We start from the raw sequence: 15,769 nt of genomic DNA on the forward strand, positions 1-15,769 counted from the left end.
AGGAAAACGCGTGACCCCCGTGAGAAACCATCCCCTCTGCACGCTCCAACTGTCCCTGGTTCTGCTGCTTGTTGCCTGTTGCTGCGATGTGCAGGCGGCGCGACTCGTCAGTGTCGATATCCTGGACCGGGAGTACCTCGTCGTTAACATCTCCGATGGCGATGTTGTCCACCAGGACGAAGTCAACAAGGTAGAACAGGTCCTTCGCTATACTCCCGAACTCGACAAGAGTGCTGCAGCCCAGACCGGCAACTGGACCATTTCCTCCGCCGATGATTCCGGCTACGGTCCGGACGGCCGCATCCCGCTCAGCTGCTCGCGTAAGACAAAATTGAGCGGCCACGCCGAAATGGGCTGGTCCGGCAGCGATTATGTCTACGAATACACCTATGAACACTGGATCTACCTGCAGCTGCCCAGCCCGCTACAGCAAGGGGCGTCCTACCAGCTTGCCATCGACGCTTCGATCAACAGCGATTCAGTGGAAGAATCGTTTACCTTCAATATCTTCAACAGCGTGTCTGAGGCGATTCACGTCAATCTCGTCGGCTACAGCCCCGATGCGCCTCACAAAGCGGCCGATCTCTACCATTGGCTGGGCAGCGGCGGCCCCCGGGATTACTCCTCGTTCGAGGGCAACACGGTCTATCTCCACAACGTGGCCACCGGGGCGGCGCAGGCCGTCGGCACCGTCCAGTTCTGGAAGCAGAGTGGCACCGATGTCTTTAATTACAACCTGACCGGCTCTGATGTCTGGGCCATCGATTTTTCCGGAGCCGCCATGCCCGGCACCTATCGCCTCGTGGTTGATGGCGTGGGTTGCAGTCAGGATTTCGAAATCGCCGAAGACGCGTATCATGCCCCATACGCCGTATCGCTGCTCGGCTATTTTTATATGCGCATTGGCGAGGGCAATCCCAAAGACATCTCCCCTCCACCGCGGACACCACTCTATATACCCGGCCAGAGTCCGGCGGATACGACGGTCTATCTGACGACCATGCAGCCCTACCACCCGAACTGGTCCACGTTCACGGACGGGGACAAATGGGATAAACCCTCTGCCTGGGTGCCGTACGTCAAAAGCACGCCCCCGACCACCAACCCGAACGCTTGGGGCGGCCACTCCGACGCAGCCGACTGGGACCGCCACTTGGGCCATGTCGTCAATATTTACGACTTGCTGCTGCCGTATCTCATGTCGGACGGCGCCATCGATGACGATGATCTGGGGATCACCGAAAGCGGCAACGGTATACCCGATATCATCGACGAGGCCCGCAATGAAGTCGATTTCTGGCTCCGCTTGCGAGACGGTGCGGGGTACTCGCATGGCCTGACCAACCCGAACGGCAGCAATGAACTCTTTCAGGCCGGCCCGACACCCATTGCTGCCTGGGCCAACGCGGCCAACGCGGCCATGCTGGCCGACGCCTTTCGCATCGCCGGCCGTTCCGATCTGATGACCGACCACCAGGATGCCGCAGCAGAAGCCTATACCCACGCCTCTTCGCTGACGGACCAGATGCTTGACGAGGGCCTGGATCTTGACGACGGCAGACTCAGGGGGCGCGACCTGAAAATGATGGCGGCCGCCTTTCTCTACAACGTAACCGGCGACACCGCCTACGAGGATGCCATCTTCAGCGAAAGCGTCTGCTCCGGCGGCCCGGCAACCCTGAACAACTCCGGCCGCAACCAGCTCTATGGCACTGCCGCCTACCTGATCACGCCGCGGCCGATTCATTACCCGGCGCTGCAAGACGCCATGAGGACGCAGATCGTCGCAGAAGCGAAAAGCACGGAAGCCGATCTGATGAACTCGCGTCCTTCCCGCCGCGCGACCTACAACCCTCCGGGCTACTGGCGCACCGCCCACTTTGTCACCCGGACGATCATCGCCCACGCGGTCACGGAAAGCCAGTTTGACAGGGACTATTTGCGCACAGCCCTCAATCTTGAAGCGGACTGGAGCCTGGGGCGAAACCCGCTGAACATGATCGAGATGACGACGGCAACCACCGTGCTCGCATCCAAGAGAAGCGTCCAGGAATCTTACACCTCCGGCAGGTATGACGGCGTCCCCGGGGTGCATCCCGGCCATACGCCGTATATGAACCTCGATGACTGGGATCCGGGCATGACCATGGGCACCCCGTCGAAGCTGATGCAGGACAGCTATCCGGGCAACGTGCTGGCCACCTGGCCCAGGGGTGAAACCTATTACCCCTCGCGCTGGGTCTGGGCGCACAACGAGTTCACCCCGCGACAGACCATGCGCGGCAAAATGGCGCTGTACGGCTACCTGGCGGCCATCGCCGAACCTGCCGGACCGCCCGTTGCGGTTACGGGCGTATCCCTGATTCCGGAGACCCTTATCGTCAACGGCAGCGACAGCAGTCAGCTCACGGCAACCATTGCGCCGGCAGATGCCACGAACAGGCTCCTCGACTGGGAATCGAGCGATCCGACCGTCGCCACGGTCGATGCCGGCGGCAGGGTACGCGGCGTCTCGCCCGGTACCGCGACCGTTACCGTAACCACGGTAGACGGCAGCTTCACCGACTCCTGCACGGTAACGGTAAGCGACGTGGCGGTGACCGGTATCACGGTTACCCCGGCCAGCGTGACCATACCCGAGGGGGCTTCCGAAACGCTTGCCGCAAACGTTATGCCGGACAATGCCATCAATCAGACGATCAGCTGGAGTTCGGACGCCGTCAGCGTCGCCAGCGTCAGCCAAAACGGCATCGTTTCGGGAAATGCAGCGGGCACGGCGACCATTACCGCGACAACGGAAGACGGCGGCTTTGTCGATTCCTGCCTGGTCACCGTCGAGGACATCCCGGAGGAACTGGTTGTGTACCGCGATGTCGGCGGCATGGCGCTCAACACCTGGGCGCAGAACGGCACGCTGACAGAGCTGACCGGTGGAGGCCAGGAAGGATCGAAGCAGTACCGGTTTACCTACAATTTCTCAAACTGGTGGGCCGGGCTCGGCTTCAATATCAGCCCGGTGGATATCTCCTCGTATGAGAAGCTGGTCATCGCCATCAACGGGCCCACCGCTGCGAGCAACCACGCCAGCGTCACGCTTTCCGATGTCAACGAGGTGGACAGCGAAACCTATGAACTGACGAGGACCACGGACTACGCGCTGCTTGAGATACCGGTGAGCAGCCTCGCCGGCTCCACCGGGATCGACCTCACCGCCATCCGGCATATGATGATCAGTGTCGGCGGCTCACAAACAGCCTCCGGCACGCTCTATTTCGACAACATCTACTTTGGCGGCAGTATTCCGCAGGTGCCGGTCACCGGCGTAACGGTAACACCGGCCTCGGCCGTCATCGACGGCGACACCGTGCAGTTGCATGCTGCCGTATCGCCGAGTAATGCAACCGATACATCGGTGACTTGGAGTTCGAGCAATGATTCGGTCGCCTCGGTGAATGATTTCGGCCATGTGCTCGGCCACGCACTCGGCAGCGCCACCATCACCGCCACCACCGGGGACGGCGGGTTTACCGATACCGCGGATATCACCGTTACGACCCCTACCGTCGGACGGGTCATCAAGGTGATGCCGCTCGGCGACTCCATTACGGAAGGGTACACCATTCCGGGAGGATATCGCCTGAAGTTCTGGCAAAACCTGGAGAACGACGGCCTCGACTGCGGCGTCGATCTCGTGGGAACGCTCAACAACAACTCGGTGGCCGGTCTCGACGACCCGGATCATGAGGGGCACTCGGGCTGGACGACGGGACAGATCCTGGCAGGGATCGACAGCTACCTTGCCGTCTCCACGCCGGACGTGGTGATGATGCACCTCGGCACCAACGACATCGCCCAGGATACCGTGGCCGAGGCCCCGGCCAACCTGCGCGGCCTGATCGATCACATCTGCGCTGCGCTGCCGGCGGACGGCAGGTTGTACGTCGCCAAGATCATTCCCATGGGCGGCGTCGGCAACCCCGATTCGCTCGCCTACAACGACATGATCGTCGCTGCGGTAACCGAGAAGCAGAACGAAGGGCTGCCGGTCTATCTGGTCGATGCCGCCACCATCTGGTCCAACGATTTGTACAGCAACGACTGGACGCACCCGAACCAGCAGGGCTACAACGCCCTGGGAGATTTCTGGTTCGATGTGGTGCGAGACGACGTGCAACTGCCGTGCGGTGGAGTTGTCACGATCCCGGGAGATGTAAACAACGACGGCTCCGTGGATCTTGCCGACGCAATCTCTGCGCTGAAAGTCCTGACCGGCAACCAGACCGGTGCCGTGAAAGAGGCTGACATCAATGGAGATGGTGCGATCGGTATGGAAGAGGCAGTCTACATACTCCAGAGGGAGTCGACGCCTCCTTAGCAGGACACACTCTTCCGGACCGGGCGGCTGCGTTGCAGACTGCTGACGAACGGGCGCCTGAGGTTCTCACCGTTGGGCGGTTGGCAATATCACCGCCGGTGAGGTATGCTTGAGGGAACTGCGGCGAAGTTTTTTTTCATCCGTTTCCTCAAACAGGGAGATGAGCAGTTGTGTCCCTGAACACCTTTACCCTTCTCGATGGCGGCATGGGCCGTGAATTGCAGGCGATGGGCGCCCCGTTCAGACAGCCCGAATGGTCGGCCCTGGCCCTCATGGAAGCACCCGGGTCTGTGCGCGCGGCGCACGAGAACTTTATCGGGGCCGGGGCGGATGTCATCACGACCAACACCTACGCCGTTGTCCCCTTTCACATCGACAGCAAGACCTTTGCGACAGACGGCCGCAGACTGATCAGGCTGGCAGCGGAGATTGCCCGACGCGCTGCAGATGAAGCGAACAGGGAGGTCACGGTTGCCGGATGCATTCCCCCGCTGTTTGGCTCATACGAACCGCAGAACTTCGATGCCTCGCAGGCCGACAGCATTATTACACCCCTGATCGAAGAACAGCAGGATCTGGTTGATTACTGGCTGCTGGAGACCACCTCGGCTATCTCCGAGGCCCGCTTTGCCTGCTCGCACCTGACAGCGACCGACAAACCTATCTGGATTTCTTATACCCTGACTGACCGTGAGGATTACGCGGCCCAACCCACTACGCTGCGCAGCGGTGAAGCGATCCACGATGCGGTCGCCTTTGCCCGAACGACAGCCGGGGTCGAGGCCGTGCTGTTCAATTGCAGCGGCCCCGAAGAAATGGTAGACGCCATTAAAATTGCCGTGGATGTTGCCGGAGTACCGCTGCGCATCGGTTGCTATGCCAACAGTTTCGCCAAAACCGGAAGTGATGAAATCCGGGCGAATACGTTGATCTCCGAGCTTCGCCGGGACATCACCCCGGACGTCTATCTGCGGTTTGCCAGGATGTGGAAACAGGCGGGCGCATCGATCGTCGGCGGCTGCTGCGGCATCGGCCCCGCCCATATCAAGGCCCTGCATGACGCCCTGCGCTGATCGTGAAAGTTAGCGGGGGACAGGTTAAAACCAGTTGCGCAATCAAATTTTATCATCGGAATATCATGCATATGCCTGCGGTAAAATTTTCTTGCGCGCCTCGATCTTGAGCGAAATTCCGAATTTTTCAAGCTCCCCACAAGAAAGGATCAGACGAATGAGTTACATTGATTGGCAAGATTTTCAGAAGGTCGAACTGTGCGTAGGCACCATTGTCGATGTCCAGGATTTTCCCGAGGCCAGAAAACCGGCTTATAAACTGCTTGTAGACTTTGGCCAGGACATCGGCGTCAAAAAGTCCAGCGCACAGATCACTGATCTGTACACCCGGCAAGAACTTCTCGGCAAACAGGTCATAGCTGTCGTGAATTTTCCCGTAAAACAGATCGGGCCGTTCATGTCGGAGTGTCTGGTTACCGGTTTTAGCCGGGAAGATGGTGCTGTCGTTTTGGCGGTACCCGATGCCACCATTGGCAATGGCGCACGCCTTGCGTAGCAACACCGTTACCCGGGAAGAAGCCACCAAAACTCTGCAAAACCTTCGGATAACAATCGAGTACAATTATGAACACCCAGGCGGATGAAGCCGTTACCAGAGGATTGATCCTGGAGCAGGAGGCCGGGTTCGACAAGGCCAAAACCGTTTACAAGGATATCTTGCGCCATGTCACCGATGAAACGGTCCTGGAAAAGGTCCGCTACCGGATGGAGGACATCGACGATCTGATCGAAGAGAAGGCCATTTACCGGCGCATTGACGAAAACGCAAAGCGGGTTCTTTCTGAAATCGGTATCAATATTGCCGAGAATCAAACTCTTATGGATCTTCTCGTGGAAGCCGACGGTGTTGATTTCGACAACGAAACGGCCCTGTTCATCCCGTTGAAACGGGACTATATCGATCGCTGCCTCGAGCAGGTGCCGCGTGAAATGGCATGCGATCCGGGAATGAACACGTTTGGCACCGGTGCGACTTCACCCTTCCTGAAACGGGCCGGCGAGGAAGAATTGCGGCCGGCCAACCGCGAGGAATACGAACAGATTGTCGATGTGGTGAGCAAACAACATGATCTTGTGGAGATTTTCAGTCTGCCGGTAGCCTGCGACAAGAGCATCACCCTCTTCGAAATCGCCCAGCTGATGGAGAAAAACTATCACGGCCTGAAGATGATCACCACCACCGCGATGAGCGATGCCGAAGTGACGTTTCTGAAAGGCAAGGAAGACTGGCTCGACGGCACCAGCCTGATCACCTCTTTGTCGCCCATGGCCAACATGGTCGACCACTTCTTGCGCAGTGCCCGCACCGGCAACAACCTCTTATTGATCGACCAGAGCATGGCCGGCGTATCCGCCCCGGGCAGCCCGGAGGCTTTCCTGACCCAGAACCACGCCCAGGTTCTTTTCATGATGATCATCGCCCAGACCGTCACCCCCGGCATATCCTGTATACACTGCGGCATCCCCAGTGTTGTTGGTTCGGACGGCACGCTTGCATACAGCTCTCCGCACCAAACCTTCATCAATGCAGCCCTGGCGCGGATCAACACCTGGATCACCGGATTTCCGTCGGCCCAGACCGGCGGCAGCACCAGTCTTCCCGATGTCACTTTGCAGGCTTTAACCGATTCGGAATTGAGCAGGAATGCATTGCGCAAGTATGGGGTCCACATCGTGCGGCATGCCATGGGCGCTTTAGACAGCCTCAACTTTTTCTCCCTGGAGAAATTCCAGGAAGATTGCGAGCGAGAACGGCACTCCCGAAAAGTATTCGATGCAATTCTGAAAGATAAGGGAGTGATCCCCCTCTACTTTCCCGGCGATGCCCAGGCTTTGGCAGCAATACGCGAAATCGCCGAAAAGGGTAACCCGAAGGATGCCGACCACACCCTGAAGAACGTGGATTCCTTCAGCCAGTGGGAGGATACCATCCGCCAGGCTGCGAAAAAGAAATGCTATTACCCGCAGCTCAACGACATCGTCATCAATTCGATCAAATCCGACGCGTGATTCACCGGTGCCCGGCGCTTCACTCAAGTCTCTTGCAAATTGATCCCGACCGCTTCCGCCTTGTCTTCGGCGTGTATTCATGTTTCTGTTACCGCAGAAATAACAGGGAGCTCAAACACGGGGTTTCCCGCTCCATACGATCACGCTCATAACGGGTGCCTGGATTGCCATGACTCCCTCATATACGAACAGCTTTTCAGGAAAGGGGGTATTTCCTTCCCGGTATGCCTTCACGTTGCTGATTCCATTTCGAAATATCTTCCTCTCGCCAAATCAATTGCTGAAACGACTCGATCTGCGCGAGGACCATGTCGTTTTGGAAATCGGCCCCGGCCCCGGCTATTTCAGCACCCATGTTGCAAAACGACTGACCTATGGGCGGCTGGTCCTGCTCGATATTCAGCAGGAGATGCTGGACTACGCGAAAAAGCGGCTTGACAAAAAGAAGGTAACCAACGTTGATTACCGGCTGACCGATGGCCATTGTCTCGACCTTGAAGATAGCGTTTTCGACAGAATATTCATGGTCACCGTTCTCGGTGAGGTTGACAACAAAGACGGGTATCTTGAGGATATTCACAGGATCTTGAAAGAAGATGGCATCTTGTCCATCTCGGAATTGGCCGGCGATCCCGACAAGCTGAGCCTTGCCGAGGTCCAGTCTCTGGTTTCGGCGCATGGTTTTGCCGTGAAAGATGTGTTCGGCAGCAGGTTTAACTATACGGTCAATTTCACGAAGAGAACGACAGCGCCGTGAGTACACTGGTGAAACACTCGATTTGTTATGTTTTGGCTTGGCCGTCATCCCGGTAACAGCGGCGGCCGCCTATGCCTCTAATCACATGAAATGAGCGATTGACTCGCCTTGAATTATGACATTGGCGCATTTGGGTTTCGATTCCTGGTTTGCCGCACACGTCACCGATAACACCGTTGATGGGTGCAGCTTTGCCCGGATCTCCGCGGTTGATCGCGGTTCATATCGCATACTGGATGGCGAAAAAGAGGTTCCGGCAGAGCTGTCGGGCAGGTTCTCCTACCAGGTTGATCGTTCCGGCGACCTACCCTGTGTCGGCGATTGGGTAACGGCCAACTATTACAACGAGGACAGCGCGGCGATCATCCACCGGGTTTTCCCCCGCAAGACCTTCCTGCGACGCAAGGCGGCGGGGGAGACCGTCGACTTTCAGATGATTGCCGCCAATATCGACGCCGCCTTTATCGTCCAGTCCTGTCATTTTGATTTCAACACGCGACGGCTCGAGCGCTACCTGGTCATGGCGGCAGACGGACGGGTTACCCCGGTGGTCGTGCTCACCAAGACTGACTTGATATCCCGCGATGAACTGGACCGAAAAATCGCCGCTGTCACCGCTGTTGCAGCAGCCGATGTCATTGCCTTGAGCAGTGTCTCGGGTGACGGGTTCGCCGAATTTCAGGAATCGCTCGCTCCGGGAAAAACCTACTGTTTCCTTGGGTCATCGGGCGTCGGCAAAACGACGCTGATCAACCGCCTCATCGGCCAGGACATGTTTGCAACCCGGTCTGTCAGCGACACCGGGGAAGGAACCCATACAACGTCGCGCCGACAGCTCGTCGTCCTCTCCCGGGGGGCACTCCTCATCGATACACCCGGCATGCGGGAACTCGGCATGATCGGCAGCGGTGACGGGATCGATCGGAGTTTCGAGGAAGTTTCCGAGCTGTCCGCGCGCTGCCGCTACACGAATTGCAGCCACCAGCACGAACCCGGCTGTGCCGTCAGGGCGGCGATCGACAACGGTAACGTGCCGGAAGACCGCTATGCCAGCTATCTCAAGCTCAAGAAAGAGTCGTCCTTCCATGAGATGACGTATCTGGAAAAGCGAAAAAAAGACAAGGATTTCGGCCGATTCATCAAATCAGTTAAAAAACATACCAAGCGCTGAAAAATCAACTGCAGCCTGCTCATGAATCTCACGGATACCAAGACATTCAAGATAATCGCCGCACTCACCGCCATTGCCGGTGGGAACGCACGAGTCCGGAGGCATGAACTTCGACCGGAACTGACCGCGTTGTTTTTTCTGTTGAGCCATTTGCAAAACAATCTTTTCGCCCAAACTCCGCGTTATGCTCAAAATTTTATCCTCGGAATATCAGCTATATGCCTGTGGTAAAATTTTTCGCATGCCTTGATTTTGAACGAAAATCTAAGTTTTGCAAAAGGCTCTGTTCTCTTAATTTTTAATAATTATTTTGAAAATATGGATTACTTCAAGCAGGTGCTCCGCTCTTTTTTTGGATTATCTATCGGCGTATTGTTTTACTGGTTCGCGATGATCATTTCCTTTCCAATATCTCATCTGGTGTATAATCGGGCATTGCAGAATGAAAACATGACCCACCTCCGGGCCGGTACTGAAGAAACGTTCGCGATTGTCTTCGGGAGTCCCCTGATGATCGGGTGGTTGTTTCTCTTTTTTGCCGTTACCAGTTTTCTTGCCGTCTTTGTGGCCAACACATTCGTCAAAAACCAGATATCACTGAACTGGTTGCTGATCTGCATTTGTCTTTGTTACCAGTTTTCCCTGATAACCCTGGAATATAACGTTACTCTCACCTTCAGCCTGATCGCTTGCGGCGTCATCAGTTCTTATCTGGCACACCGCACGCACGGCAAACCAGTGGGAAGAAGCGGCGCTCAAGTCGCCGGGAACGGCCGCTGAACCCCGTTCGGCGGACAAACGGTACTGCACCGAAAAGGGTACTTGGGTATGCATGTCCTGCTTATTTCAGCCAATACCGAACAGTTCAACATGCCGGCAATGCCTCTGGGGCTTGCCTGTGTGGCCGAGGCGACGATCAGCGCAGGCCATGACGTCACCATGCTGGATTTGATGTTTGCGGCGGATGTCACGACCACACTGGCGACGGTGATTTCCGAAACCCGACCGGAATGTATCGGCATTTCGGTGAGGAACATCGACGATCAAGATATCGAGGCACGAACATTTCTGCTCGCCAAGGTGAAAGAGATAGTCGCCGTCTGCCGGGATCTGTCATCCGCCCCGATTGTCCTCGGCGGCGCCGGTTACAGCATCTATCCCGGCAGCGTACTGTCCTACCTTGACGCTGATTTTGGCATAAAGGGAGAAGGGGAAATCGCCTTCCCTGCCCTGCTGGCGCATTTGGAGGACAAGACAGACCCTTCGGGAACACCCGGATTATATTCTCGCAACCATGATCCGCATCCGCCGCCCGAACTCAGCTCCGATCTGGACCGGCTGCACCTGCCGGAACCCCGAATCCTGTCATCTTCGGCGTCGCGGAGCCAGGACCCATGGATTCCGGTGCAAACCAGGCGCGGTTGTCCCCTCAGATGCAGTTATTGCTCTACTCCGTCCATTGAGGGCACGCTGCTCAGGAAACGGTCCCCTGAGGGTGTCGCCGCTTGGCTCGAGCGGTGGGTTTCGGCCGGGTATGAAAATTTCTTCTTTGTTGACAATACATTCAATCTCCCTCCCGACTATGCCAAATCGATCTGCCGAAACATTATTGCCCGGAAACTGGCCATGCGCTGGCGGTGCATCATTTACCCGAGACGTGTCGATAAAGAATTGGCCGAACTGATGTTCGCAGCCGGCTGCCGGCAGATCAGTCTCGGCTTCGAGAGCGGCTCCGAGAAGATGCTGAAACACCTGAACAAGCAGTTTACGTTGGCAGATATACGAATGAGTTCGACCTTGTTTGGTGATTGCGGAATTGAACGCATGGGCTTTTTGTTGTTGGGCGGACCCGGTGAAACAAAGACCTCGGTCGAGGAAAGTCTTGCGTTCGCCGATTCTCTGAACCTGGAGATGCTCAGAATTACCGTCGGCATACGCATATACCCCGGCACACAGCTGGCCGCAATCGCAAAAAAGCACGGGATCATCAGCTCCGAAGACGACTTGCTTCAGCCACAATTCTATCTTTCGTCGGACATGGCGAAGTGGCTGCCGGAACGGCTGATACAATGGCGAGCGAATCGGAACAATGTAATTATGTAACAACTCTGCGTGACCGGCTCTTTTTTGCCTTTCCCCTGTGCCGACGGCGGCCGGTAATCGGCAAACGGGGAGAAACAACCATGGATCGAGTCGGTTTTTTTAAAAAAAGGCGGCGTTATGTTATGTTCATCCGGCCTTTACGCAAAATACACCAGCGCGAGAATCAGCTATGGAGATTAAACCGATAGGTATTATCCACACGCCCTTTACGGAACGGGAAGGTATGCCCATCCAGCCTTCCGGGGCAGTTGGGGTAACCGGCACAATCGAGGTGTTTGACCACTTCCAGGCAGGTCTCAAAGACCTCGACGGCTTTTCCCACATTTTCCTGCTCTATCTCTTTCACCAGAGCGATGGATTCAAACTGCACGTCATTCCATTCATGGACACCACGCCGCGCGGCGTCTTCGCAACGCGCGCCCCAAAGAGGCCGAACCCCATCGGCCTGTCGATCGTAGAGCTGGACCGTATCGAAGATGGCGTTCTCCACGTGCGAAACATCGACATTCTCGATGGCACACCGTTGCTCGACATCAAGCCATACGTTCCGAAATTCGACCGCCCCGAAACGGTGCGCTCCGGCTGGCTGGCAAATTCCAGGGATCCGGTTGCACAGAAAAAAGCGGACGGCCGGTTCACGTAGAAGAGGGCCGGCGGTTTTGATACCGACAAGCTCATTTTCGTCGAGCACAATGGGACAGCAACGGATGTCCCCGCTTCACCTTCAGCACAACAGGAACAATGACAGAAAATAATGCATCCGAACATACTACGGCAATTACGGTACTCTGGGAGTATATCGTCAGGGACGGCTATCTCGATCAGTTCCTTCAGGCATACGCCTCCGATGGCACCTGGGCGGAGCTTTTCCGGAAACACCCGGGCTACCTCAAAACCGAATTGATCCGGGACAGCTCCAACCCCAACCGCTTCATCACGATTGATCACTGGGTTTCACTGCCTGCCTACTCAACCATGAAACACCTGAGCAGAAACGAGTATAAATCGATGGATGAACACTGTGAGAAATTCACCGTCGATGAGAACTATATCGGCGTTTTTGCTCAACTCACCGACAGGCAGCAGCCATGACCGGCCATCCGGATACATCCCTGCAGACCAAACGGCGCCCGTTCGCATATCCTGCTTCGGTCAGCGAAATCCTCCTTGACCTGGACGGCACACTCACCGACCCGCAGCTCGGCATCACCCGCTGCATTCGATTCTCTCTTGAGAAAATGGGCCGGGACGTACCGCCGGCCGACCAGCTGTTGTGGTGCATCGGCCCGCCCCTCAAACATTCGTTCGCCTCGTTGCTGGCAAGCGACGATGACGATCTACTGAACACCGCGTTGCGCCATTACCGTGAGCGGTTCGCTGCCACCGGGCTCTACGAAAACAATGTTTTCCCCGCTATTCCCGAGGCGTTGCAAGCGATCAGAGCCGCCGGGAGGCGATTGTTTCTCGCCACGTCGAAACCGGTGGTGTTCGCACGCCGCATCCTCGATCATTTCGGCCTTACCGGGTTTTTCGACGGGATTTACGGCAGCGAACTTGACGGCCGCCGCATCGACAAGACGGAACTGATCGGCTATCTGCTGGACCGGGAAGGAATCTCACGCCAAACCGCAATGATGGTAGGCGACCGGCGCTACGATATCATCGGCGGCAGAAACAACGGGATCGCCACTGCTGCGGTCACCTACGGCTATGGCAGCAGCACCGAGATAGCGGCGGCTCGCCCGGATTTCCTCTTCCACCACCCCGCCGAACTCGCCGCCGCTCTGTCCGGACGCCCGACCGGCACGCGCAACAAGAGACAAGGACGTGCATCATGACCACATCCCGCAGCCGCGAGGCATTCATCCTGGGAGCTTTTATCTGTGCCGGACTGATCATCTTCGGTTCGCTGCTGGCAAACACAGCCCTGAACGTCAAGGCAATGGACCGGGTTGTCACCGTCAAAGGACTGGCTGAACGCGAAGTCGAAGCGGATATTGCGATCTGGCCGATTACCTTCAACGAGGCACACAACGACCTGACCCAACTGTACTCGGAGATCGAACGGAAATCGGCGATCATCAGATCGTTTCTGGAAGACAGCGGTTTTGCCGACGAAGAAATCTCCATTTCCCAGCCGTCAATCGTCGATCGGCAAGCCCAGAACTACGGAGACGCTCGTAGCATCCAGTTCCGCTTCACGGCGGCAACCACCGTCACCGTCTACAGCAGACAGGTCGATCTGGTCAGGGAAACCATGAAGAGAGTGGTTGAACTCGGCAAAAACGGCATCGCCATCTCCGGCCAAGACTACCAGAACAAGACGGAATTCCTCTTCACCGGGCTCAACAGCATCAAACCCGAGATGATCGAAGAGGCAACCAGGAACGCCCGGGAAGTTGCCGAAAAATTTGCCAAGGACTCCCGGAGCACGCTCGGCAAAATCAAGACGGCGACCCAGGGCCAGTTCTCGATCTCCGATCGCGATACGTCGACCCAGCATATCAAGAAAGTCAGGGTGGTATCGACGATCGAGTATTACCTCTCCGACTGACGGACTAGCGGTATCTCCAATCCTGCGCCGCAGTCGTTTTCTCGGCCACGTGACATCTTCGCCTTGAAACAGCACCGTTCTGTCGACAACAACCGCCATGTCGCCGGTCTCCGTTCACGTGGCGAGCCGGCGACTTTTCTATCTAACAGACCGCCTTGATTTCCTGCACGTTCTTCTTCATAATAGAAAGAGGAGGGAGATACCATGGAGCCTGACAACCGAGCTTTTGTTCGCGACCTGGTGGCGCAGTATGCCCCTCATTTTCCGCGCAAGCGGTGTGGCCGGCTGGTCACCGATACATCTGAGTTCATGGCCGTCGACCACGGCGATGTCATCGCTCTCGGCGGCAAACACTACCTGGTACTGCGTGATGAGGCGGAACGGCGCTTCGGCATGGAAGATCCTAAATACTGGGTCAAACGGTGTTCCGAGTTGGAAACCGGCGAGCGAAAAATTCTCAAGCTGGTTTTCTATGAAACCTTCCCGTTGAAACTAGGCAATTTTGAGATTCGCTGCCACCGCAGCCCGGAAAAAGAGGCCCGTATTCTCGATCTGGTTCGCGGAGACCTGCGCTTCATGCAGGGAAAAACGATCCGCGACGAAAAGGACAATGCGGTGCGGATACTCGATATCGTTCACGGCAAACAGCTCGATGCGGTGATCGAGAATATCGATACCGACCACGAAACCTATTTTCGCGAGCACCTCCCCGACCTTCTCGAAAAATTCATCGGTGCTTGCGAGTCCATTGCCCATTTGCATACTCTTGGCGAGAAGCATGGTGATATCCGCAGAGACCATCTATGGGTGGAATACAACAGCGGGGCTTATCGCTGGATCGATTTCGACTATGCTTTCGATTTTCACGAAAACCCTTTCGGCCTCGATATTTTCGGACTTGGCAATATCCTGCTCTTTCTGGTCGGCAAAAAAGAGCACACCAGTTACACCATGGGCGGTGGAGCGTTTTCCAATCAGGTATTGTCATCACTGACGCCGGACGATTTTTCTTTGATGTTCCCACACCGGCTCAGCAATCTACGCAAATTATTCCCGTATATCCCTGATGAATTGAACAACGTATTGTTACACTTTTCAGCGGGGACCTATGTCTTCTATGATACTGTCGATGAACTGCTCGGCGAACTACGGCCGTGCCTGCAGCTGCTCCGCTGAAGCACCACATCGACACGACTGCGAGGAGGATGCCATGGACTTCAAAAAAATACTCGTTGCCGTCGACGGGTCGGAAAATTCTGCCCGGGCCGTCAGCTACACCGGAGACATGGTGGGCGACGGCAGTGCCAAGCAGATAATGTTGCTGTGCATCGAACGTTTCCCGGACCGGGACCTGTTTCCGGATGAAGAGTCCTGGAAACAACGCTGCGTCGCGCACCGGGAGGAATTACAGCAATTTCTTGGTGAAGCCAGGGCCACGTTGACAGCAAAAGGCGTTCACGATAGCAGGATCAGCGAGCGGTATGTGGTCAGTTGCTCTTCCCCCTTTGCCGACCGCAGCACTGCCCGCTGCAGTTTTGGGACTTCCATCGCCCAAGAGATCCTGGCAGTGCTCAAGGAAGAGCGGTTCGGCACCGTCGTGGTTGGCCGGCGCGGCGTCTCGAAGGCCGAAGAATTCCTGTTCGGTTCGGTCTCCAACAAGATCATCCATCACGCCAAAGACTGCACGATCTGGGTGGTCGCCTGAGCCGCTCCGTCAATGGCAGGA

15 protein-coding genes are annotated in these 15,769 nt (G+C 56.4%); 14 read left to right on the plus strand and 1 reads right to left on the minus strand.

Going from position 1 to position 15,769, the window contains the following annotated elements; translation table 11 throughout:
- Window positions 1–10 precede the first annotated feature (10 nt).
- From BUC26_RS16220 to rsgA, 6 genes are all read left to right on the plus strand, one after another.
- Window positions 11–4,375: an Ig-like domain-containing protein gene (locus BUC26_RS16220; RefSeq protein WP_073377664.1), complete on the plus strand. Its 4,365-nt coding sequence runs from the start codon at window positions 11–13 to the stop codon at window positions 4,373–4,375.
- A 170-nt stretch (window positions 4,376–4,545) separates the two neighbouring features.
- Window positions 4,546–5,448, plus strand: a complete 903-nt coding sequence (locus BUC26_RS16225; RefSeq protein ID WP_208609813.1) for a homocysteine S-methyltransferase family protein — start codon at window positions 4,546–4,548, stop codon at window positions 5,446–5,448.
- A 157-nt stretch (window positions 5,449–5,605) separates the two neighbouring features.
- Entirely contained in the window at window positions 5,606–5,944 is a 339-nt protein-coding gene (locus tag BUC26_RS16230; RefSeq protein WP_073377665.1) for a tRNA-binding protein, read from the plus strand.
- A gap of 68 nt (window positions 5,945–6,012) precedes the next feature.
- Entirely contained in the window at window positions 6,013–7,458 is a 1,446-nt protein-coding gene (locus BUC26_RS16235; protein WP_073377667.1) for a trimethylamine methyltransferase family protein, read from the plus strand.
- Window positions 7,459–7,693: 235 nt separating this feature from the next.
- Complete coding sequence (locus BUC26_RS16240; protein WP_208609814.1) at window positions 7,694–8,215, plus strand: class I SAM-dependent methyltransferase; 522 nt, start codon at window positions 7,694–7,696, stop codon at window positions 8,213–8,215.
- A 115-nt stretch (window positions 8,216–8,330) separates the two neighbouring features.
- Window positions 8,331–9,386 carry a ribosome small subunit-dependent GTPase A gene (gene rsgA, locus BUC26_RS16245; RefSeq protein ID WP_073377669.1) on the plus strand — a complete coding sequence of 352 codons (1,056 nt, stop codon included), beginning with the start codon at window positions 8,331–8,333 and terminating at the stop codon, window positions 9,384–9,386.
- Here the strand turns inward: rsgA and BUC26_RS23075 are convergent.
- Window positions 9,360–9,560, minus strand: coding sequence for a hypothetical protein (locus BUC26_RS23075; protein WP_143166047.1), 201 nt, complete (start codon window positions 9,558–9,560; stop codon window positions 9,360–9,362). The two genes, rsgA and BUC26_RS23075, sit on opposite strands and share 27 nt — an antisense overlap.
- A gap of 78 nt (window positions 9,561–9,638) precedes the next feature.
- On the opposite strand from BUC26_RS23075, the gene BUC26_RS16255 reads away from it, so the two are divergent.
- From BUC26_RS16255 to BUC26_RS16290, 8 genes are all read left to right on the plus strand, one after another.
- Window positions 9,639–10,166, plus strand: coding sequence for a hypothetical protein (locus BUC26_RS16255; protein WP_143166048.1), 528 nt, complete (start codon window positions 9,639–9,641; stop codon window positions 10,164–10,166).
- Window positions 10,167–10,214: 48 nt separating this feature from the next.
- A complete protein-coding gene (locus BUC26_RS16260) occupies window positions 10,215–11,489 on the plus strand; it encodes a B12-binding domain-containing radical SAM protein (RefSeq protein ID WP_073377673.1) in 1,275 nt (424 codons plus the stop codon).
- Window positions 11,490–11,658: 169 nt separating this feature from the next.
- A complete protein-coding gene (gene tsaA, locus BUC26_RS16265) occupies window positions 11,659–12,132 on the plus strand; it encodes a tRNA (N6-threonylcarbamoyladenosine(37)-N6)-methyltransferase TrmO (RefSeq protein ID WP_073377675.1) in 474 nt (157 codons plus the stop codon).
- A 98-nt stretch (window positions 12,133–12,230) separates the two neighbouring features.
- Window positions 12,231–12,581 (plus strand): antibiotic biosynthesis monooxygenase family protein, encoded by a 351-nt coding sequence (locus BUC26_RS16270; RefSeq protein ID WP_073377676.1) that lies wholly within the window; start codon window positions 12,231–12,233, stop codon window positions 12,579–12,581.
- On the plus strand, window positions 12,578–13,327 hold the full coding sequence (locus BUC26_RS16275) for an HAD hydrolase-like protein (RefSeq protein ID WP_084540713.1): 750 nt from the start codon (window positions 12,578–12,580) through the stop codon (window positions 13,325–13,327). Before BUC26_RS16270 ends, BUC26_RS16275 begins: the two co-directional genes overlap by 4 nt.
- A complete protein-coding gene (locus BUC26_RS16280; protein ID WP_073377677.1) occupies window positions 13,324–14,043 on the plus strand; it encodes an SIMPL domain-containing protein in 720 nt (239 codons plus the stop codon). Before BUC26_RS16275 ends, BUC26_RS16280 begins: the two co-directional genes overlap by 4 nt.
- Before the next feature lie 204 nt (window positions 14,044–14,247).
- Window positions 14,248–15,219, plus strand: coding sequence for a serine/threonine protein kinase (locus tag BUC26_RS16285; protein ID WP_073377679.1), 972 nt, complete (start codon window positions 14,248–14,250; stop codon window positions 15,217–15,219).
- A 34-nt stretch (window positions 15,220–15,253) separates the two neighbouring features.
- The gene (locus BUC26_RS16290; RefSeq protein WP_073377680.1) at window positions 15,254–15,748 is read left to right on the plus strand and encodes a universal stress protein; all 495 of its coding nucleotides are present in this window, start codon (window positions 15,254–15,256) and stop codon (window positions 15,746–15,748) included.
- The last annotated feature ends 21 nt before the right edge of the window (window positions 15,749–15,769 follow it).

Origin of the sequence: Desulfofustis glycolicus DSM 9705 (assembly GCF_900130015.1) — a bacterium.
GTDB lineage: Bacteria > Desulfobacterota > Desulfobulbia > Desulfobulbales > Desulfocapsaceae > Desulfofustis > Desulfofustis glycolicus.